This window comes from Anoxybacillus flavithermus (genome assembly GCF_002742685.1).
In the GTDB taxonomy this organism is placed as follows: domain Bacteria; phylum Bacillota; class Bacilli; order Bacillales; family Anoxybacillaceae; genus Anoxybacillus; species Anoxybacillus flavithermus_E.
In genome coordinates this window covers 30,261-49,684 of the sequence record NZ_PEDM01000003.1, presented here as the reverse complement: position 1 = coordinate 49,684, position 19,424 = coordinate 30,261, and the positions used below count along the sequence as shown (strand labels likewise).

Here is a 19,424-nt window from a genome sequence, read left to right as displayed (position 1 = left end):
AAGGAAATGGCGGATTTTCGCCAAAAAATTGGCGGAAAATACTGATTTTTTTTTTTTTTATTCTTGATAAATTGAAAATAGCTGATCAGCTATTTTTTGAAGTTAGGAGGAGCATAAGCAATGTATAAGTTAAAATAAAGAACTTCCGATTTTTATCTAAAACAGGCTAACATAGCATATCTCGGATGAGTAATCAATTAAATAAGAATTAAGATCTCTAAAATCCACGGTACTGATGTTCAACTAGCATTATGAGTAAATATACGATGTGAGGAGAAAAAGTAATGAAAATTAAATTTAAAAATTTGGTTTTAGCTACTACCCTAGCATTTGCTTTTACCCCGTCATTAGAGGGGTTTTTTGGATCGTTAATTACAACTGAAGCTAGTACTCTCCAGAAGCAAGTATATAAAGAGGGGAATGTAACAATTACAGTTACTCCTACAGTAGGGAGTTCAATAGCCAATTTAAGCAATTCAAAGTCAAAAATTACCCCACTTGATACTATCGTTCGAGGAAATAAAAAGACGAAAACAGTTCAGAGTATGTATGGTACGGTCACAATGACAGTTACTTATGATCGAAATCTAACAACTAAGACTTCTACGATTACGGGGATTTATTCTTTAGAAAACACCGACTCTTACTTGAAATTAGTTGATAAATGGTATACTTCCAGTGTTGCACAAGCCGACTACTATGACTCATTTCATAAAGTTTATGTAACGATTAGAATTACAAAAGAAGAATGTGATTAATGTATTCACTCAGCCTGTAGCTATATAGATACAATCGAAAAGTTTACCCTCATTTTTTTGGACTGAAGGGGCTGATCGAAAACGTATTAGTGTTTTGGATCAGCCCTTTACGCTTTCGCGTAAGCGGTTGTTGCTCGGTCGCCCGACATTAGCAATATAATGATTTCTTATATTGAAGTCAAAAAATTTTTTATTGACATCGTCCTTCTTTCGATGATATACTCACATTCGTAGTTCAGCATCATTCTTGAATACATTAAAACGTTAACTGAATAAAGCGTTTAAAAGCGCTCTTATCAAGAGAGGTGGAGGGATGTGCCCGATGAAACCCGGCAACCGTCAGCGCTGCTGAAATGGTGCCAATTCACACAAAGCGTTTGCTTTGAGAGATAAGAGACAGAATGGATGATAACGCCTTTCTGTTCTCTTGAGCAGAAAGGCTTTTTTCATGGAAGGAAGGTGACAACATGATTACTTTATCAAACGTAACGAAAGTGTATAAAGCAGCAAGTGGGAATGTAACGGCAGTCGATCATGTGAATTTGCATATCGAACAAGGAGAAATTTTCGGTATTATCGGTTATAGTGGAGCAGGGAAAAGCTCGCTCATTCGGTTATTGAACGGATTAGAAAAGCCGACGAGCGGCGAAGTCATTGTCGATGGAAAAGATATGGGGAAAATTAGCGGGAAGCAGTTACGCCAAGCGCGCCAACAAATCGGCATGATTTTTCAACATTTTAATTTGCTTTGGTCACGAACCGTGCGCGAAAATATTGCCTTTCCGTTAGAAATTGCTGGCGTGCAGAAAGAAGAACGAATGAAGCGTGTCGATGAACTCATTCAACTCGTCGGTTTGCAAGGGAGAGAAAATGCGTATCCATCGCAACTGAGCGGCGGACAAAAGCAGCGCGTCGGCATTGCGCGTGCGTTAGCGAACAACCCGAAAGTGTTATTATGTGATGAAGCGACGTCAGCGCTTGACCCACAAACGACGGATTCCATTTTAGATTTGCTCGTCGATATTAATAAACGTCTCGGTTTAACGATCGTATTAATTACACACGAAATGCATGTTATTCGTAAAATTTGCGATCGCGTAGCGGTGATGGAAAACGGAAAAATTGTTGAAATGGGCGAAGTGCTTCACGTGTTCCGTAAGCCAGAGCAACCGATTACGAAACGATTTGTTCAGCAAGTGACAGAGCCGGAAGAAACGAAAGAAGCGATGTTGCATCTTCTTGAACGTTATCCGAACGGCCAAGTTGTCCAGCTGACATTCGTTGGCGAAGCGGCTGAGCAACCGCTCATTACACAACTTATTCGCCAATTCGATTTGTATGTAAATATTTTACAAGGGAAAATTTCACAAACGCATCACGGTTCATACGGGGTGTTGTTCATTCATTTAGACGGTGCGAATGAGGAGATTGAGCGAGCGCTCGCTTTTATTCGCCAGCAAGAAGTCGAAGTGGAGGTGTTGGCGAATGTGGAATGAACTATTTCCGAACGTCGTTTGGGATAAAATATGGGCGGCGACGATGGAAACGTTGTATATGACGGCTATTTCTGTTATAGCAACGTTTGTGCTCGGTATTTTACTCGGGTTATTGCTGTTTTTAACGTCTAAGGGAAACATATGGGAAAATCGTTTTATTAACGGTGTGATTGCGTCGTTCGTCAACATTTTCCGCTCGATTCCGTTTATTATTTTAATTATTTTGCTTATTCCGTTTACCAAACTTGTTGTTGGTACAATTCTTGGAGCAAACGCTGCGTTACCAGCTCTCATCATCGGTGCCGCACCGTTTTATGCGCGCATGGTAGAAATTGCGCTTCGTGAAATTGATAAAGGCGTCATTGAAGCAGCAAAAGCGATGGGGGCGACGACATCGACAATTATTTGGAAGGTGCTCCTCCCAGAAGCGCTTCCTGCACTTGTATCTGGAATTACAGTTACAGCGATTGCGCTCGTTGGTTATACAGCGATGGCGGGAGTTGTCGGTGCTGGGGGGCTTGGAAACTTAGCGTATTTAGAAGGATTTCAACGCAACAATAACGATGTGACATTTGTTGCGACAGTGCTCATTTTAATCATCGTCTTTATTATTCAGTTTATTGGTGACTTTGTCACTTCTAAAATAGATAAACGATAAAAAGGAGGAAGAAACAGATGAAAAAATGGATCTCTTTACTTGTTGCTGCAGTTGTTGTATTAGCGCTCGCTGCTTGTGGAAAAAGCGAAAGTGCCGAAGAAAAAACGAATAAGCTTGTCGTTGGGGCATCAAACGTGCCACATGCGGAAATTTTAGAACAAGCAAAACCGATTTTAAAAGAAAAAGGAATCGAATTAGAAATCGTGACGTTCCAAGACTACGTATTACCGAATAAAGCGTTAGCCGATAAAGAGCTAGACGCAAACTATTTCCAACACATTCCTTATTTAGAAGCACAAATGAAAGAACATGGCTATGACTTTGTAAATGCTGGCGGTATTCATATTGAACCAATTGGCGTATACTCTAAAAAATATAAAAGCCTTGAAGAACTACCAAACGGGGCGAAAATTATTATGAGCAACTCTGTTGCCGACCACGGTCGCATTTTATCGATGCTTGAAGAAAAAGGTTTAATTAAATTAAAAGATGGTGTTGATAAAACGAAAGCAACTGTTGATGACATCGTTGAAAATCCGAAAAATTTAGTATTCGAAGCAGATGTCGAGGCAGGATTGCTTCCGCAAGTATATAAGAACAACGAAGGAGATGCAGTATTAATTAACGCCAACTATGCGTTAGATGCCGGATTAGATCCAGCAAAAGATCCGATTGCGGTTGAGTCGCCAGAAAATAACCCATATGTGAATATTATCGCCGTTCGTAAAGGTGACGAAAAGCGTAAAGAAATTCAAACGCTCGTTGAAGTGTTGCAATCAAAAGACATTCAAGACTTCATTTTACAAAAGTATAACGGCGCGGTTATTCCAGCGTCAAAATAAGGATGTCCATTCGGGCATCCTTTTATATTTTTTGAAAAACGACGCATGATAAAAAGGAAGGAGGAGTGTATATGTCGATGGAACAATGTTTACACGAATATAAGCAAGGGCTAGGAACATTTACGCAACATATGCCGAAAGTTGGACAAACGTTTAATGCGTTTACAGAGGCGTGTTTTGCAGAAGGATCGCTATCCAAAAAAGAAAAACAATTAATTGCTCTCGGTATTAGTGTCGCCAAACAAGATGAATATTGCACGATTTATCATACAAAAGGGTGTATCGATGAAGGGGCGACAGAAGAACAAATATTTGAAGCGTGTGCGGTTGCTGCTGCGTTAGCTGGCGGGGCGACAATGAGCCAAGCGGTTACGCTTGTTCGCCAGTGTGTAGAAGAATTTCGGCACGTTCATTAAAAGGGTAGGGCTCTCCTATCCTTTTTTACATATGTGATGAAGTAAACGAACTTTTTAAACAAAAAAGTATCAAAATGCTTGCAATAAGGTTGCTAATACTTTTCATCTGTTATAAAATTGTAATGAGAATAAAATGAGAATTACGTTTCATGAACATAAGCGAAACTGGAGGTATTTTTTTATGGCAACATTAACGATTAAAGATCTTCACGTTGCAATTGACGGAAAAGAAATTTTAAAAGGGGTTAACCTTGAAATTAAAGGTGGCGAGTTCCATGCAATTATGGGACCGAACGGAACAGGAAAATCGACATTATCTGCGGCGATTATGGGCCATCCAAAATATGAAGTCACAAAAGGAAGCATTACATTAGATGGGCAAGATGTATTAGAAATGGAAGTAGATGAGCGCGCTCGTGCTGGGCTATTTTTAGCGATGCAATATCCGAGCGAAATTAGCGGTGTAACAAATGCGGATTTCCTTCGCTCAGCAATTAACGCACGCCGCGGAGAAGGAAATGAAATTTCATTAATGAAATTCATTCGTCAATTAGATGAAAAAATGGCGTTTTTAGAAATGAATCCAGATATGGCACATCGTTATTTAAATGAAGGATTTTCAGGCGGAGAGAAAAAGAGAAACGAAATTTTACAATTAATGATGTTACAACCGAAAATTGCGATTTTAGATGAAATTGACTCAGGTCTTGACATTGATGCATTAAAAGTTGTTGCAAAAGGTGTAAACGAAATGCGTAGTAGCGACTTCGGCTGTTTAATCATTACGCATTATCAGCGTTTATTAAACTACATTACGCCAGATTACGTTCATGTTATGATGCAAGGACGCATCGTAAAATCTGGTGGTCCAGAATTAGCACAACGCCTTGAAGCTGAAGGATATGATTGGATTAAAAAAGAGCTAGGCATTGAAGATGAAGTCGTTGAGCAAGAAGCGTAAGCGTTAGGAGGATTTATGATGATTGAGACGAAACTACCATTCGACCAACAGTATGTACGCTCTTTTTCCGAAGGGCGTGGAGAACCGGACTGGCTTTTAAACGTTCGCTTACAAGCTCTTGCGCAAGCGGAACAACTTCCTTTACCGAAGCCAGATAAAACGAAAATTGATCGTTGGAATTTTACGCAATTTTCTACTCATCTCGTTGAAAGTGCACCGCTTTCGTCGTTAGAAGAGTTGCCAGAAGAAGTGAAAGTGCTCATCGATATCGACGAGGAGCAAAAAAACGTATACGTGCAACGCGACCATACATGTGCATACGTATCGCTTGCCGATGAACTAAAAGAAAAAGGTGTCATTTTTACTGACTTAGCGACAGCTGTTCGCGAGCATAGTGATCTTGTGCAAAAATATTTTATGGACGGTGTGAAAGTAAATGAGCATCGTCTGACAGCACTTCATGCTGCCCTTGTAAACGGCGGGGTGTTTGTATACGTACCAAAGCACGTGCAAGTTAACGTGCCGTTGCAAGCGGTATATGTGCATGAAAAAGCGGAAGCGTTATTTAACCATGTCATTATCGTTGCGGACGTCGGTAGCAAAGTAACGTATGTCGAAAACTATATTTCAACATGTGAACGTTCCGAAGCGATCGTGAATATCATTGCTGAAGTGTTTGCATTAGACGATGCACAAGTATTTTTTGGCGCTGTGGACAGTTTAGCGAAAGGGACGACGACATACGTAAACCGCCGCGGTATCACAGGTCGTCATGCACGCATTGAATGGGCGCTCGGTTTAATGAACGATGGAAATACAATTTCTGAAAACATTACGCGCTTAATCGGCGACGGTTCGTTTGGTGACACAAAAACAGTTGCTGTGAGCCGTGGAGAACAAGTGCAAAACTTTACGACAAGCGTCATTCATTATGGAAAGCATACGGAAGGCTGCATTTTAAAACATGGCGTAGTCAAAGATGAAGCGACTTCCATTTTTAACGGTATTGGTAAAATCGAGCACGGGGCATCGAAATCAAATGCAGAACAAGAATCACGTGTACTTATGTTGAGCCCAAAAGCGCGTGGCGATGCAAACCCGATTTTATTAATTGACGAAGATGACGTGACAGCAGGCCATGCGGCATCGGTCGGTCGCGTTGATCCAACGCAATTATATTATTTAATGAGCCGCGGTATTTCGAAAACGGAAGCAGAACGATTAATTATTCATGGCTTTTTAGCACCAGTCGTTAATGAAATTCCAATTGAGCGTGTGAAAAAACAATTAATTGAAGTGATCGAAAGGAAAGTTAAATGATGAACGTAAAAGAACTTCGTCAACTATTTCCGATTTTAGATCAACAAATAAACGGCAAGCCGCTCGTTTATTTAGATAGCGCAGCGACATCACAAAAACCGTTGTCGGTCATTGAAGCGATTGACAATTATTATCGTCAATATAATTCAAACGTTCATCGTGGCGTGCATACGCTCGGTACGAAGGCAACCGACGCATACGAAGGGGCGCGTGAAAAAGTGCGCCGCTTCATCGGTGCCGCTTCGACGGAAGAAATTATTTTTACGCGTGGGACGACAACGGCCATTAACTTAGTGGCGGCAAGTTACGGTCGCGCAAACGTGCGCGAAGGCGATGAAATCGTCATTACGTATATGGAGCATCATAGCAACATTATCCCATGGCAACAAGTTGCTAAACAAACAGGGGCGACGTTAAAATACATTCCGCTACAACCAGACGGGACGATTCGCTTAGAAGATGTCGAACAAACGGTGACACCAAACACGAAAATTGTAGCTGTCATGCACGTATCCAACGTGCTCGGTACAATCAACCCAGTAAAAGAAATTGCACAAATTGCGCACAAAAACGGTGCCGTTGTTGTTGTTGACGGGGCACAAAGCACGCCGCACATGAAAGTAGATGTGCAAGATATCGACTGCGATTTTTATGCGTTTTCGGGACATAAAATGTGCGGCCCAACAGGCATTGGGGTGTTATACGGTAAAAAGCGCTTGCTTGAGCAAATGGAGCCTGTGGAATTCGGCGGGGAAATGATTGATTTTGTTGGGTTGTACGAGTCAACATGGAAAGAGCTTCCGTGGAAATTTGAGGGTGGTACACCAATTATCGCAGGAGCGATTGGTTTAGGAGCGGCGATTGATTTTCTTGAGCAAGTCGGGTTAGATCATATCGCTGAGCATGAACATCGTTTGGCGCAATATGCGCTTGAACAGCTTGCAACGATTGATGGATTGACGATTTACGGTCCGAAAGCGCGTGCAGGGCTTGTGACATTTAATATTGACGGTGTGCATCCGCACGATGTTGCGACCGTCTTAGATGCGGAAGGCATTGCTGTTCGTGCTGGTCACCATTGTGCGCAACCACTTATGAAGTGGCTGAACGTGACGGCGACTGCACGAGCAAGCTTTTATTTATACAATACGGAAGAAGAAATTGATGCACTTGTTTCAGCATTAAAGAAAACGAAGGAGTATTTTAGCTATGTCTTTTAATAGCCATTTAGATACGTTGTATCGACAAGTCATTATGGATCATTACAAAAATCCGAGAAATCGTGGTGTGTTAGAAGGGGAGCACGTCGATATAAACATGAACAACCCGACGTGTGGCGACCGCATTCATTTAACGTTAAAAGTAGAAGACGGGAAAATTGTCGATGCGAAGTTTGAAGGAGAGGGCTGTTCTATCTCGATGTCCTCTGCATCGATGATGACAGAGGCGATTAAAGGAAAAACAATTGAAGAAGCGCTTAAGCTATCAACGATTTTTTCTGACATGATGCAAGGGAAAGATTATGACGATTCGATTGATTTAGGTGATATTGAAGCACTTCAAGGAGTGTCAAAATTCCCAGCTCGCATTAAATGTGCAACGTTAGCGTGGAAAGCGATGGAAAAAGGATTGCATGAGCAACAAGGCTAGTCATAAAAAGGAGGCGAACGAGATGGCGAAAAAAATGCCAGAAATCGGTGAATATAAGTACGGTTTCGCCGATAAAGATGTATCTGTCTTCCGCGCTGAGCGCGGATTAACGCGCGAAATTGTAGAAGAAATTTCGCGAATGAAAGATGAACCAAAATGGATGCTTGACTTTCGCTTAAAGGCGTTAGATATTTTTTACAGCATGCCGATGCCACAATGGGGTGGCGATTTATCCAGTTTAGATTTCGATGAAATTACGTATTACGTCAAACCTTCAGAAAAATCTGGGCGCTCATGGGATGAAGTGCCAGAAGAAATTAAAGCGACGTTCGATAAACTCGGTATTCCAGAAGCAGAACAAAAATATTTAGCAGGGGTATCGGCTCAATACGAATCAGAAGTTGTATACCACAACATGAAAGAAGATCTTGAGAAATTAGGAGTCATTTTTAAAGATACAGACTCGGCGTTAAAAGAAAACGAAGATTTGTTCCGCGAGCATTGGGCGAAAGTCGTTCCGCCGACAGATAATAAATTTGCAGCACTCAACTCAGCCGTTTGGTCGGGTGGCTCATTCATTTACGTTCCAAAAGGTGTAAAAGTTGATACACCGTTGCAAGCGTATTTCCGCATTAACTCTGAAAATATGGGACAATTTGAACGGACGTTAATTATCGTCGATGAAGGAGCGCATGTTCATTACGTTGAAGGCTGTACGGCGCCTGTCTATACGACAAACTCACTTCATAGCGCAGTCGTTGAAATTATTGTGAAAAAAGGTGCATATTGCCGTTATACGACGATTCAAAACTGGGCAAACAACGTCTTTAACCTTGTGACAAAGCGCGCGGTTTGCGAAGAAAACGCAACGATGGAATGGATCGATGGAAATATCGGATCAAAATTAACGATGAAATATCCAGCAGTTATTTTAAAAGGAGAAGGTGCGCGTGGTTTGACACTTTCGATTGCGATTGCTGGCAAAGGACAACATCAAGACGCAGGTGCAAAAATGATCCACTTAGCGCCAAATACGTCATCAACGATCGTATCCAAATCGATTTCGAAACAAGGCGGAAAAGTCACATATCGCGGCATCGTTCATTTCGGACGGAAAGCAGACGGCTCTCGTTCAAATATTGAATGCGATACACTCATTATGGATAATCAATCGACATCTGATACGATTCCATATAACGAAATTTTAAACGACAACATTTCGCTTGAACATGAAGCGAAAGTGTCGAAAGTATCAGAAGAACAATTATTCTACCTCATGAGCCGCGGTATTTCTGAACAAGAAGCGACAGAAATGATCGTGATGGGCTTTATCGAGCCATTTACGAGAGAATTGCCGATGGAATATGCGGTTGAAATGAACCGTCTCATTAAATTTGAAATGGAAGGTAGTATTGGTTAATCAACAGCTGATGATCTGCGCCATGCAGATCATCGGCTTTTTTTGTATGTTATGGTAAGATGAATGTAGGTGATGAATATGATTTATGTCGGATTAACGGGATGGGGCGACCATGACAGTTTATATCCGTCTCGGCTTGCGTCAAAAGATAAGTTACAAGCATATGCGGCTCACTTTCCAACTGTTGAGGTTGATGCGTATTTTTATGCGATTCAGCCGCGCCACAACGTTGAAAAATGGATGGCGGAAACGCCAACGTCATTCCAATTTATCGTGAAGGCGTATCAAGGAATGACAGGGCATCAACGTGGCGATATTCCATATGCAAACAAGGACGAGATGTTTGCTGCATTTTTACAATCGATTGAGCCGTTTCAACAAGGAAATAAGCTTGCGATGGTGTTATTTCAATTTCCACCTTGGTTCGATTGTAAAAAAGAACATGTTCACTATTTGCGTTGGTGCCGGGAGCGAATGGGGAATGTTCCTGTGGCGCTTGAATTTCGTCATCAATCGTGGTTTTCCCCGCCGTTTTACGAAAAGACGTTGCGTTTTATGGAGGAAGAGCGCTGGATTCATAGCATTTGCGATGAACCGCAAGCGGGGGAAGGATCGGTACCGACTGTTCTTCATCCAACAGATCCAAATAAAACGCTCATTCGTCTACACGGACGTAATGTCGCTGGCTGGAATAAACGAGATGACGAAAATTGGCGTGCCGTCCGTTATTTATACCGCTACAACGAGCAAGAGCTACAAGAGTGGGCACAACATATTCGTATGTTACAAACAAAATGTAAACACATTTACGTACTATTTAACAACAACTCAGGCGGAGATGCTGCTCATAATGCAAAACAGTTTTTGCAGTTGTTAGGCATTGAGTATACAAATTTGGCACCGCGACAATTAGATTTGTTTTCATAATGGGGGATCAAAAATGGAATATATATTTCTTTTAATCATCGGTCTTTTAGCAGGAACGATCGGAAGCCTTGTCGGTTTAGGGGGAGGGGTGATTATCGTTCCCGCGCTTCTTTTTTTAAGCGCCGCACATGTATTGCCAACCATGTCACCACAAATGGCGGTTGGCACATCGCTTGTCGTCATTATTTTTAATGGATTATCATCAACTTTAACGTATATGAAGCATAAAATGGTGGACTATAAAAGCGGTTTATTTTTCTTCATCGGTAGTGGACCAGGGGCGATGCTTGGTGCATGGGTGAATCAACATGTCCATATGCAACATTTTTCGCTTTATTTTGGCTTATTTTTAATTGCTGTTTCGTTTTTGCTTATGTTTCAATCTCGGTTATCGCCGTCTAGCAAACGTACATTTCCTGTTGTACGGACATACGTTACGAATGAAGGGGAGGAAGTGACATATGGGTATCACCCGCTTATCGCCACATTCATTGCATTTGTTGTTGGATTTGTCGGCGGTTTTTTCGGCATTGGCGGTGGATCGCTTATGGTGCCTGCGATGATTTTAATATTTTTGTTTCCTCCCCACGTAGCCGTTGCGACATCGATGTTTATCGTTTTTTTGTCATCCATTGTTAGCTCACTAACTCATGTGTTTATAGGAAATGTTGCATGGACGTTTGCGCTTTCGCTTATTCCGGGTGTATGGATTGGAGCGAAATGTGGGGCATGGCTCAATCGACGATTAAAAGGAAAGACAGTCGTTACGCTATTGCGAATTGTGCTTATTTTACTCGGCGTTCGTTTAATTATGCAAGGGGTTGGATTGTAATAAAGAAAGGTGTGCTACGAGCTTTGAGGGAGACGATACATATTTATCATACAAACGATGTGCATAGCCATTTTGAACGATGGCCGAAAATTGTTCGTTATTTGCAAGACGAGAGAAGAAAGCATAAGAAAAATCACGAGCATATGGTTTTACTTGATATTGGTGATTTTATTGATCGGTTTCATCCATTGACAGAAGCATCAGACGGAAAGGCGAACGTCATTCTTTTAAACGATGCCGCATACGATGCCGTCACGATCGGGAATAACGAAGGAATTACACTTAGTCATGAGCAGCTCGATACGTTATATGCACATGCCAAATTTTCGATTATTGTTGCGAACGTTTTTTATGAAAACGGAGAGCGCCCACATTGGATGAAGCCGTATGTTATCATGGAGTTTGGAAACGTTCGTGTTGCGCTTATTGGTGTGACGGTTTCGTTTCAGACATTTTATGAACTGCTTGGATGGCGCGTGGCCGATCCATTTGAGACGGTCGCTCAGCTTGTGGAAGAGCTTTCGGAAAAGGTGGATGCGATCGTTTTATTATCTCACTTAGGCGTAAATGATGACGAAAAAATGGCTCATATGTTTCCGCAATTAACAGCGATTTTAGGTGGGCATACGCATCATGTATTTGAGCAAGGAAAATGGGTGAATGAAACGTTGCTTTGTGGGGCTGGGAAATTTGGACATTATGTCGGGTGTTTAACATTGACGATCGATCAAAAAAGTAGAAAAGTAGATATGAAGGCGCATGTACAACATACGGAAGCGTTAGAATATGAATGCGAAGAAACAAAACAAAAATTAAATGATATGATTGCACAATCTGCTCATGCCCTGGCTCAGCCGATTGTACAATTGCCAGAGACACTACATATTGATTGGTTTGCCCCATCTCCATTAGCAACCATTCTTGCGCAAGCGTTAAATGAATGGTGTGAAGGTGATGTAGCGATGGTGAATGCCGGGGTGCTACTGTCTTCGCTTCAAAAAGGTGTTGTGACGAAAGGGGATATTCACCGCATTTGCCCACATCCGATTAATCCATGCAAAGTATATTTGCGGGGAAGCGAGTTAAAAGAAGTCATTTTACAAGCGGAAACCGAACAAATGAAACAGCTACGGCTGAAAGGATTTGGATTTCGTGGTGAAGTAATGGGACAAATGGTATATGACCGTATTACTGTCAAAAAAGAACAACTGATAGATGGTCAAGCACACGTGCGTCGCATATTCATTAATCATCAACCAATTGAAGAGCAAAAAACGTATGCGGTAGCGACGATTGATATGTTTACGTTCGGACATTTATATCCAGAAATATATCGCGCAAAAAAACAATATTACATGCCAGAAATGTTGCGTGATGTGCTTGCGTGGAAGCTAAAAAACATGTATCAACAATAGGCACCCTTCGTTCCTTTATTCATACATTGAATAAAGGAAAGGAGCGTGAATATATGATTGAGGTAAAACCGTTATGGATTAACGGGGAACCGTTTACAGCGATTTCTGTTCAGTTGCCTAAAACAACGCTATTAGCTGTTGCAAATGAGAAAGGATACATTATGTGCGGGGCGTTAGATGTGGCGCTGTTAAATGAAAAATTGCGTGATCGTGGCATTATCGCAGGAAGAGCCGTAGGGGTGCGAACAATCGACCAACTGCTAGAAGCCCCGCTTGAGTCTGTCACTCTTGCGGCTGAACAACTAGGGATCTCACGTGGAATGAGAGGAAAAGACGCTTTGCTTCTGATGAAATAAAATAATAATCCCCTGCTTGATCGCATACATATAGCGTGAGAGGGGGGATTTTTGTTGTATCAGCAACTACGCAAACGAAGAAAACCGCTACCCGTCCGCTATATTTTTTTAATTACGTTTGTTTTTTTTATCATTTCGACTGTTGCAAGCCTTTGGTTTATTAATAGAGGGATTGAGCCGACACTTATGGCGATCGCCGAAAAAGAAACGCGCCGTTTAGCGAACTTAGTCATTAATAATGCGATTAGTCAACAAATTGCTGAAGATGATTTTAATGTTGAAAACTTCATTAAAATTGAAAAAGACGGACAAGGGAAAATTTCTGCGATCGATTTTAATGCGAGCGTCGTGAATCGTGTATTAGCAAAAACGACAAATCGTGTACAAAGAAATTTAAAAGCGGCTTCAGAAGGAAAATTATCAGCGCTTGAGTTTCCTGACGTTCAAGTTGAAACAGAAAAGGAAAAAGGAATTATTTATTACATCCCTCTCGGACAAGCAACGAATAACGTATTGTTAGGAAATTTAGGGCCGCGCATCCCGGTTCGTTTTTACGTCATTGGGGATGTTCATTCGGACGTAAATAAAAATATCCGTCCGTTTGGCATAAATAATGCTTTAATAGAAATAGCAATTCATATCGAAGTAAATGTGCAAATTATTATTCCATTCGCAACAAAAACAGCAACGATTCAAAATGATATTCCTGTGGCAATTCAGATTATTCAAGGGGAAGTTCCACAATTTTATAACCAAGGTGGAGATGGAAATACATCTATTGAGCTTCCTAATGAATAATAAAAAATTCTGAAAATTTTATTTTTTAAAATATTATTTTGACAAAAGGCTTGTCCGTTGATATACTTAAAACTAAAATGAAACAAAAAAGTCTGAAAAATTAAAATAATCGAACAGGGGGTGCTTTCATTTTTTTCTGTGTTTCTGTGTTCTAAATATTACAACTGACTAAGGAGGGCATTTTGTTATGGAAAATCGTCAACAATGGGGCACGCGTGCTGGTTTTATTTTAGCAGCAGCTGGCTCGGCAATTGGGTTAGGGAACATTTGGAGGTTTCCAGCCGTTGCATATGAAAATGGTGGAGGGGCATTTTTCTTCCCGTATTTATTTGCTTTATTAACAGCAGGTATTCCAATTCTTATATTGGAATTTGCGCTCGGACATAAGTATCGTGGTTCAGCACCGTTAACGTTTGCTCGTCTCAGCAAAGGAGCGGAATGGATCGGTTGGTGGCAAGTACTTATTTCATTCGTTATTTCAACGTATTATTCCGTCGTTATTGCATGGGCGATGTCTTATACGTATTTTGCTTTCACATCGAAATGGGGAGAAAATACAGGAGACTTTTTATTCGGTGAGTATTTGAAGCTAGCAGAAACACCGGGTACGTTCGGCAGTTTAGTTCCAGCTGTCCTTATTCCGCTTCTTCTCGTTTGGATTATTAACTTGGCAGTTTTATATAAAGGCGTTCGTAAAGGAATTGAGGTCGCAAATAAAATTTTCTTACCTACGCTTATCGTTCTTTTCTTTATTATCGTCATTCGCGCTGTGACATTAGACGGAGCGATCGAAGGATTAAATGCGTTTTTCAAACCAAATTGGGACCAAATTATGAACGGAAAAGTATGGCTTGCAGCATATAGCCAAATTTTCTTTAGCTTATCGATTGCATTCGCTATTATGATTACTTATTCAAGTTATTTACCAAAGAAATCGGATATTACGAATAACGCATTTATTACAGGTTTTGCAAACTCCGGATTCGAGTTATTAGCTGGTATCGGTGTATTTAGCGTCCTTGGTTTTCTAGCGCAACAACAAGGCGTAGAAGTAAGCGAAGTCGTTAAAGGTGGCGTTGGATTAGCATTCGTTGTCTTCCCACAAATTATTAACCAGTTCCCTGCGTTTAATGAGCTTTTCGGGGTATTATTTTTCCTTTCATTGACATTAGCAGGGCTTACATCGCTTATTTCTATTTCAGAAACGTATGTTTCAGCGATCCAAGAAAAGTTTGGTATATCTCGAACAAAAGCAGTTTTAGGTGGTGGTGGAGTAGCTGCGCTTATCGCATTAGTATTCGCTTCGAACGGAGGATTATATTTCTTAGATGTTGTCGACTATTTCATTAACAACTTTGGCGTTGCACTTGTTGGATTAGTTGAAGTAGTTGTCATTGCATGGGTGTTAAAAGAACTAAATGCTCTTCAAACACATGCAAATAGCGTATCAGATATTATGATTGGCGCTTGGTGGAAAGTTTCGCTCTCTGTCGTTACACCAATCGTATTAGGTTATATGATGTTTGATAGCATAAAAACGAACATTAAAGAAAACTATGGCGGATACGATACACTATTTGTCGTCAAATATGGATGGACAATTGCAGCGCTTGTCATCGTCCTCGGTTTTGTTCTTTCAGTAAAACGTTGGAAAGATGGAGTGCTTTCCATTCCGACGGATAAGGAGGTTTCAAGCTAATGGAAACAAGTGCATTGATAATGATGCTTGTCGGTATGGGAATTATTTGGGGAGGCTTTGCAGCGAGCGTTGCTCATGCAGTAAAGAAAAGCCGTCAATCATAAAAAGATGAGGCAGAAGCCTCATCTTTTTTTCGTACGTTCTTGTCGTTCCCACTGTTTTAAGTAAGGATACGGATCGAAAGACCATTCTGTATAGCCATTATCTTTGTACATGCCGTAATGGAGATGTGGTGGGAATTTACCTGATGTTCCCGGCGGCCCATACCCAGAGCTACCGACTGAACCAATTAACATCCCAGGTTCCACAATGGAACCTTCTTCTATGCCATTAGCAAATCCGTTTAAGTGTGCGAAGTAATGATACGTATTGTTTATATCGCGAATACCGATACGCCACCCTCCATATTTGTTCCATCCTTTTAATTCAACAATACCGTAACATGTTGAGCGAACGGGGGTACCATAATGAGCGAAAATGTCTGTTCCTTCATGAATACGTCGCCCACCCCAGCCGCGTGCATCTCCCCATGTGCTGCGGTAACTATATTCAAACCGTCGCGGAATCGGAAAGGCATATTGATCAAGTTGTATTGTTCCAAAATGTTTATATAGTTTCACTTTTCCTAAAATGATATCGACGGTTTTGCTTCGTTCGTAGTAATCCCATAGCGCCATCTTAATATGTGCATGATCTGTGCCATATGATCGTAAAAAGCGAGCAAATGCGAATAATACGTCTTCATCGTTTGTTCTGTCTGCAACGCCGTCTCCGTTTCCATCTATACCGATGCCACCAAATTGGCTAATGGTAAACGGATTTTGATCTTCTTGATTTTTGTTGAGTGGTCCCGCCCATCGCTCAGGAGGAATATAAATGTTAATGACTCCTGTTGGTTTCGGTAGATCTCTACGTGCTTGGCGAATACTCCGTTCATATTGATCAACAGCTGCGAAATAGTACCATGGAATGAAAGAAATCGCTTCGGCTTTTTTATAAAGTTCCATTCGTTGATTATACAAGTCATTTGGTGCAGCAGCGAATGATTGTAGCGGAATGAAAAGAAAAAGAATGATGCACCATAATGTTTTCACGCACTTTTTCTCCTTTCACCGATGTTCATATCATTAGTTTGAGGTAATCGGCTGTTTTCATAAATAAAAAATGTTGGAAAAACAAACTGTTTTGTATTATAAGTCAATAACTCGTATAATGGGTAATGTACATTAACGAGTGGAGCGTGAAAAAGATGTCAACAAAAGAACAGCACCTTCGCAAACCGGAATGGTTAAAAATAAAGTTAAATACGAATGAACATTATACAGGCTTAAAAAAAATGATGCGCGAAAAACAGTTGCATACCGTATGCGAAGAAGCGCGTTGTCCAAATATTCATGAATGTTGGGCGGTTCGCCGAACGGCAACGTTTATGATTTTAGGAGATGTATGTACGCGCGCTTGTCGCTTTTGCGCTGTTAAAACAGGTTTGCCAACGGAATTAGACTGGCAAGAGCCAGAGCGTGTCGCCGAATCGGTTCGTTTAATGAATTTAAAACATGTTGTTGTGACAGCTGTAGCGCGTGACGATTTAAAAGATGGTGGAGCAGCTGTATTTGCGGAGACAGTACGCGCCATCCGTCGTAAAAATCCGTTAACGACGATTGAAGTATTGCCATCTGATATGGGCGGGGTATATGAAAACTTAAAAACGTTAATGGACGCTCGTCCCGATATTTTAAATCATAATATCGAAACCGTTCGTCGTCTCACTCCGCGTGTCCGTGCACGTGCCACATATGAACGTTCACTCGAATTTTTACGCCGTGCAAAAGAAATGCAACCGGATATTCCTACAAAATCAAGCTTAATGGTCGGGCTTGGCGAAACGAGAGAAGAAATTTTAGAGACAATGGACGATTTACGGGCTGTTGGAGTCAGCATCTTAACGATTGGGCAATATTTGCAACCGACAAAGAAGCACTTGAAGGTAGAAAAATACTACCATCCACATGAGTTCATGGAATTAAAAGAAATTGCGTTAGCGAAAGGATTTAGTCATTGTGAATCCGGTCCGCTCGTTCGGTCTTCTTATCATGCAGATGAACAAGTACAATCGGCAAAAGCAAACGGGTAAATATATGAAAAAGGATGTCCCTTTTATGTGGATGGGACATCCTTTTCGTTTATTGCATCATATTCATTTCTTCACGTTGTACACCATTTTCGTTTTCGCCACTGCTTACTTTTCTTCCTTGTGGCGATTTAAGCATTTCGTTAATGGTTTGTTGTAAAATTTGATCGATATGTTGACTATTGGCGTCTAAACGCCCGAAACGCTCAATGTCTTGGAACATGCGTGGGTTGTCCGAGACGTACACGTGATAATAGCGTGGTACAACGGAAATAGCTGTTTTCTTTACTTGATCGGCCGTTTCAAACCGATTTGAACTATCTGTTTTGTAAACAACAAACACCGTATCGTCTGTGACAAGCGTTCCAACGTCATAAACGTTTGGAAGTTGCGTACATAATTTGCTAATTAAGTCCGCAACGTTTTCACGGTTTAATACTGGAATGGTCGCATATTGTGTCGTGTCCCCTGGGATAGGGCTTTTTTGATGACGGACGTAACCGAAATTAGTAAGCCGTGAATCCATCCCATTTTTTACGCCATGTTCGTTATATAAATCGTTTCGTGAACGGACGTTAATGGTTGTTCCGCTTTTTTCATACAAAGATGTGGATTCGTTCATTTGAGCACAGCCAGATAATAAAGCGATGGTGCTGATCCCTGTCAATAACCATGTATTACGCAAAGTAACTCCCCCCTTCTTTTTTATTATTCGTTTTATTGAAAGGATCATAATGGTGATTGCCTGGGAGAAAGACATGTTTTATGATAGAAATGGAAAGAAGAGGTGAGAACGATGATTTGCATTCATAATACATGTTATGAACTGGTGGAGAATGTGCGTAACGGATTTAATGAAGAAGCGTTCCGCGCTCGCTACACAGACATTTTAAATAAATATGACTACATTGTTGGGGATTGGGGATATAACCAACTTCGTTTGCGAGGCTTTTTTGATGACCATAATCAAAAGGCGACATATGATACGAAAATAAGCACGTTGTCGGAATATTTGTTTGAATATTGCAATTTTGGATGTGCATATTTTGTGTTGCGGAAAGTGAAAAAATAGGTCAGGACACCTGACCTATTTTTTATGAGTATGGTTGTTGCTCGTTCTCATCTGGATCATCGTGAACGGGATGTGCGCCTGGGTCTTGGCGCGGAATGTTTTGATGAAGCGACTTATACTCATAATTAAACGCGCTGTAATATCTTTGCCCTTTTCGCCATGGGGTACTTTTATTTTGAACAGGTTCATGTTCGCCCCGTGGGGAACCGTATGGACCTTCGGGCAATGTCTCTGGCACAAGAAAATTTTTCATCGCTTCCACAGTTGAAAAATCGTGGTATGTTTCATCGGTCATGTGAATTCTTCCTTTCGTTTTTTACATAGCGTACCACTTAACCGACGATTTCATGTAAAAAGCTTCGCAACTCGTTTGCCTCTTCTTCATTTAAGTTATATATGTGTTCAATATACCCAGGCTGTTGCAAGTCATCTGAACCGATAATCGCATATCGATTACTTTGTAAATCAAGGACAAGCGCTTTCCCGTAAAAACGGTCTGTTTGGACGATTGCTAAATCAAACCGTTCATTTTTTCCAACGAAGCTAACAAATCGTGTTTTCGTATCGACTGTGTCATCATATAAAAAGAAACGCTCCATATTCAAACCTCCGTATGTTTTTGTTTGCTTCTTCATCTTAACAAATTTCTGTTAGATGTGTAAAAGAAAGCGCT

At 41.0% G+C, this 19,424-nt stretch carries 23 protein-coding genes and 1 riboswitch; of the genes, 19 read left to right on the top strand and 4 right to left on the bottom strand.

Annotated features, from left to right (window positions below):
- The first annotated feature begins 284 nt into the window (after nucleotides 1-284).
- From CS060_RS03065 to CS060_RS02985, 17 genes are all read left to right on the top strand, one after another.
- Entirely contained in the window at nucleotides 285-758 is a 474-nt protein-coding gene (locus tag CS060_RS03065) for a hypothetical protein (RefSeq protein WP_035048551.1), read from the top strand.
- A gap of 290 nt (nucleotides 759-1,048) precedes the next feature.
- Nucleotides 1,049-1,154: riboswitch (SAM riboswitch) on the top strand.
- Nucleotides 1,155-1,225: 71 nt separating this feature from the next.
- Nucleotides 1,226-2,254, top strand: coding sequence for a methionine ABC transporter ATP-binding protein (locus tag CS060_RS03060; protein WP_035048549.1), 1,029 nt, complete (start codon nucleotides 1,226-1,228; stop codon nucleotides 2,252-2,254).
- Complete coding sequence (locus CS060_RS03055) at nucleotides 2,244-2,912, top strand: methionine ABC transporter permease (protein ID WP_035048547.1); 669 nt, start codon at nucleotides 2,244-2,246, stop codon at nucleotides 2,910-2,912. The genes CS060_RS03060 and CS060_RS03055 overlap by 11 nt, the downstream gene beginning before the upstream one ends.
- Before the next feature lie 17 nt (nucleotides 2,913-2,929).
- Nucleotides 2,930-3,754 (top strand): MetQ/NlpA family ABC transporter substrate-binding protein, encoded by an 825-nt coding sequence (locus CS060_RS03050; RefSeq protein WP_035048544.1) that lies wholly within the window; start codon nucleotides 2,930-2,932, stop codon nucleotides 3,752-3,754.
- Between the two features lie 71 nt (nucleotides 3,755-3,825).
- Nucleotides 3,826-4,170 (top strand): carboxymuconolactone decarboxylase family protein, encoded by a 345-nt coding sequence (locus CS060_RS03045; protein ID WP_035048542.1) that lies wholly within the window; start codon nucleotides 3,826-3,828, stop codon nucleotides 4,168-4,170.
- 181 nt (nucleotides 4,171-4,351) lie between these two features.
- Complete coding sequence (sufC, locus tag CS060_RS03040) at nucleotides 4,352-5,131, top strand: Fe-S cluster assembly ATPase SufC (protein ID WP_009362262.1); 780 nt, start codon at nucleotides 4,352-4,354, stop codon at nucleotides 5,129-5,131.
- Nucleotides 5,132-5,146: 15 nt separating this feature from the next.
- Entirely contained in the window at nucleotides 5,147-6,451 is a 1,305-nt protein-coding gene (gene sufD, locus CS060_RS03035) for a Fe-S cluster assembly protein SufD (protein ID WP_035048539.1), read from the top strand.
- Nucleotides 6,451-7,671: a cysteine desulfurase gene (locus tag CS060_RS03030; RefSeq protein ID WP_035048628.1), complete on the top strand. Its 1,221-nt coding sequence runs from the start codon at nucleotides 6,451-6,453 to the stop codon at nucleotides 7,669-7,671. Before sufD ends, CS060_RS03030 begins: the two co-directional genes overlap by 1 nt.
- The gene (gene sufU, locus CS060_RS03025) at nucleotides 7,661-8,101 is read left to right on the top strand and encodes a Fe-S cluster assembly sulfur transfer protein SufU (RefSeq protein WP_012575968.1); all 441 of its coding nucleotides are present in this window, start codon (nucleotides 7,661-7,663) and stop codon (nucleotides 8,099-8,101) included. Before CS060_RS03030 ends, sufU begins: the two co-directional genes overlap by 11 nt.
- A 22-nt stretch (nucleotides 8,102-8,123) precedes the next feature.
- Complete coding sequence (gene sufB, locus CS060_RS03020; RefSeq protein ID WP_035048537.1) at nucleotides 8,124-9,521, top strand: Fe-S cluster assembly protein SufB; 1,398 nt, start codon at nucleotides 8,124-8,126, stop codon at nucleotides 9,519-9,521.
- Between the two features lie 78 nt (nucleotides 9,522-9,599).
- Nucleotides 9,600-10,448, top strand: coding sequence for a DUF72 domain-containing protein (locus tag CS060_RS03015; RefSeq protein WP_099668687.1), 849 nt, complete (start codon nucleotides 9,600-9,602; stop codon nucleotides 10,446-10,448).
- 13 nt (nucleotides 10,449-10,461) lie between these two features.
- A complete protein-coding gene (locus tag CS060_RS03010) occupies nucleotides 10,462-11,280 on the top strand; it encodes a sulfite exporter TauE/SafE family protein (protein WP_099668681.1) in 819 nt (272 codons plus the stop codon).
- A gap of 23 nt (nucleotides 11,281-11,303) precedes the next feature.
- Nucleotides 11,304-12,695 carry a bifunctional metallophosphatase/5'-nucleotidase gene (locus CS060_RS03005; RefSeq protein WP_035048534.1) on the top strand — a complete coding sequence of 464 codons (1,392 nt, stop codon included), beginning with the start codon at nucleotides 11,304-11,306 and terminating at the stop codon, nucleotides 12,693-12,695.
- A 53-nt stretch (nucleotides 12,696-12,748) separates the two neighbouring features.
- Nucleotides 12,749-13,051, top strand: a complete 303-nt coding sequence (locus CS060_RS03000) for a YunC family protein (RefSeq protein WP_035048532.1) — start codon at nucleotides 12,749-12,751, stop codon at nucleotides 13,049-13,051.
- Nucleotides 13,052-13,102: 51 nt separating this feature from the next.
- The gene (yunB, locus tag CS060_RS02995; protein ID WP_035048530.1) at nucleotides 13,103-13,849 is read left to right on the top strand and encodes a sporulation protein YunB; all 747 of its coding nucleotides are present in this window, start codon (nucleotides 13,103-13,105) and stop codon (nucleotides 13,847-13,849) included.
- Between the two features lie 187 nt (nucleotides 13,850-14,036).
- Nucleotides 14,037-15,548, top strand: coding sequence for a sodium-dependent transporter (locus tag CS060_RS02990; RefSeq protein WP_035048527.1), 1,512 nt, complete (start codon nucleotides 14,037-14,039; stop codon nucleotides 15,546-15,548).
- Nucleotides 15,548-15,652 (top strand): methionine/alanine import family NSS transporter small subunit, encoded by a 105-nt coding sequence (locus CS060_RS02985; protein ID WP_021093650.1) that lies wholly within the window; start codon nucleotides 15,548-15,550, stop codon nucleotides 15,650-15,652. Before CS060_RS02990 ends, CS060_RS02985 begins: the two co-directional genes overlap by 1 nt.
- Before the next feature lie 18 nt (nucleotides 15,653-15,670).
- Here the strand turns inward: CS060_RS02985 and CS060_RS02980 are convergent, their stop codons facing one another.
- Nucleotides 15,671-16,642, bottom strand: coding sequence for a M23 family metallopeptidase (locus CS060_RS02980; RefSeq protein ID WP_035048525.1), 972 nt, complete (start codon nucleotides 16,640-16,642; stop codon nucleotides 15,671-15,673).
- A 125-nt stretch (nucleotides 16,643-16,767) separates the two neighbouring features.
- Here CS060_RS02980 and lipA point away from each other — a divergent pair, with 125 nt between their 5' ends.
- Nucleotides 16,768-17,682: a lipoyl synthase gene (gene lipA, locus CS060_RS02975; protein ID WP_369795730.1), complete on the top strand. Its 915-nt coding sequence runs from the start codon at nucleotides 16,768-16,770 to the stop codon at nucleotides 17,680-17,682.
- 49 nt (nucleotides 17,683-17,731) lie between these two features.
- On the opposite strand, the gene CS060_RS02970 is transcribed toward lipA, so the two are convergent.
- The gene (locus CS060_RS02970) at nucleotides 17,732-18,364 is read right to left on the bottom strand and encodes a YhcN/YlaJ family sporulation lipoprotein (RefSeq protein ID WP_035048520.1); all 633 of its coding nucleotides are present in this window, start codon (nucleotides 18,362-18,364) and stop codon (nucleotides 17,732-17,734) included.
- A 111-nt stretch (nucleotides 18,365-18,475) separates the two neighbouring features.
- Here CS060_RS02970 and CS060_RS02965 point away from each other — a divergent pair, with 111 nt between their 5' ends.
- Nucleotides 18,476-18,751: a YutD family protein gene (locus CS060_RS02965; protein WP_003398297.1), complete on the top strand. Its 276-nt coding sequence runs from the start codon at nucleotides 18,476-18,478 to the stop codon at nucleotides 18,749-18,751.
- 22 nt (nucleotides 18,752-18,773) lie between these two features.
- Here the strand turns inward: CS060_RS02965 and CS060_RS02960 are convergent, their stop codons facing one another.
- The gene (locus tag CS060_RS02960; protein ID WP_035048518.1) at nucleotides 18,774-19,046 is read right to left on the bottom strand and encodes a hypothetical protein; all 273 of its coding nucleotides are present in this window, start codon (nucleotides 19,044-19,046) and stop codon (nucleotides 18,774-18,776) included.
- A gap of 37 nt (nucleotides 19,047-19,083) precedes the next feature.
- Nucleotides 19,084-19,350, bottom strand: coding sequence for a DUF3055 domain-containing protein (locus CS060_RS02955; protein WP_009362246.1), 267 nt, complete (start codon nucleotides 19,348-19,350; stop codon nucleotides 19,084-19,086).
- Nucleotides 19,351-19,424 lie beyond the last annotated feature (74 nt).

Bases quoted from the DNA above. Each gene is read 5' to 3' on its own strand.
- CS060_RS03065 (WP_035048551.1), top strand. From the start codon at position 285: ATGAAAATTAAATTTAAAAATTTGGTTTTAGCTACTACCCTAGCATTT.
- CS060_RS03060 (WP_035048549.1), top strand. From the start codon at position 1,226: ATGATTACTTTATCAAACGTAACGAAAGTGTATAAAGCAGCAAGTGGG.
- CS060_RS03055 (WP_035048547.1), top strand. From the start codon at position 2,244: ATGTGGAATGAACTATTTCCGAACGTCGTTTGGGATAAAATATGGGCG.
- CS060_RS03050 (WP_035048544.1), top strand. From the start codon at position 2,930: ATGAAAAAATGGATCTCTTTACTTGTTGCTGCAGTTGTTGTATTAGCG.
- CS060_RS03045 (WP_035048542.1), top strand. From the start codon at position 3,826: ATGTCGATGGAACAATGTTTACACGAATATAAGCAAGGGCTAGGAACA.
- sufC (WP_009362262.1), top strand. From the start codon at position 4,352: ATGGCAACATTAACGATTAAAGATCTTCACGTTGCAATTGACGGAAAA.
- sufD (WP_035048539.1), top strand. From the start codon at position 5,147: ATGATGATTGAGACGAAACTACCATTCGACCAACAGTATGTACGCTCT.
- CS060_RS03030 (WP_035048628.1), top strand. From the start codon at position 6,451: ATGAACGTAAAAGAACTTCGTCAACTATTTCCGATTTTAGATCAACAA.
- sufU (WP_012575968.1), top strand. From the start codon at position 7,661: ATGTCTTTTAATAGCCATTTAGATACGTTGTATCGACAAGTCATTATG.
- sufB (WP_035048537.1), top strand. From the start codon at position 8,124: ATGGCGAAAAAAATGCCAGAAATCGGTGAATATAAGTACGGTTTCGCC.
- CS060_RS03015 (WP_099668687.1), top strand. From the start codon at position 9,600: ATGATTTATGTCGGATTAACGGGATGGGGCGACCATGACAGTTTATAT.
- CS060_RS03010 (WP_099668681.1), top strand. From the start codon at position 10,462: ATGGAATATATATTTCTTTTAATCATCGGTCTTTTAGCAGGAACGATC.
- CS060_RS03000 (WP_035048532.1), top strand. From the start codon at position 12,749: ATGATTGAGGTAAAACCGTTATGGATTAACGGGGAACCGTTTACAGCG.
- CS060_RS02990 (WP_035048527.1), top strand. From the start codon at position 14,037: ATGGAAAATCGTCAACAATGGGGCACGCGTGCTGGTTTTATTTTAGCA.
- CS060_RS02985 (WP_021093650.1), top strand. From the start codon at position 15,548: ATGGAAACAAGTGCATTGATAATGATGCTTGTCGGTATGGGAATTATT.
- lipA (WP_369795730.1), top strand. From the start codon at position 16,768: ATGTACATTAACGAGTGGAGCGTGAAAAAGATGTCAACAAAAGAACAG.
- CS060_RS02965 (WP_003398297.1), top strand. From the start codon at position 18,476: ATGATTTGCATTCATAATACATGTTATGAACTGGTGGAGAATGTGCGT.
- CS060_RS02960 (WP_035048518.1), bottom strand. From the start codon at position 19,046: ATGACCGATGAAACATACCACGATTTTTCAACTGTGGAAGCGATGAAA.
- CS060_RS02955 (WP_009362246.1), bottom strand. From the start codon at position 19,350: ATGGAGCGTTTCTTTTTATATGATGACACAGTCGATACGAAAACACGA.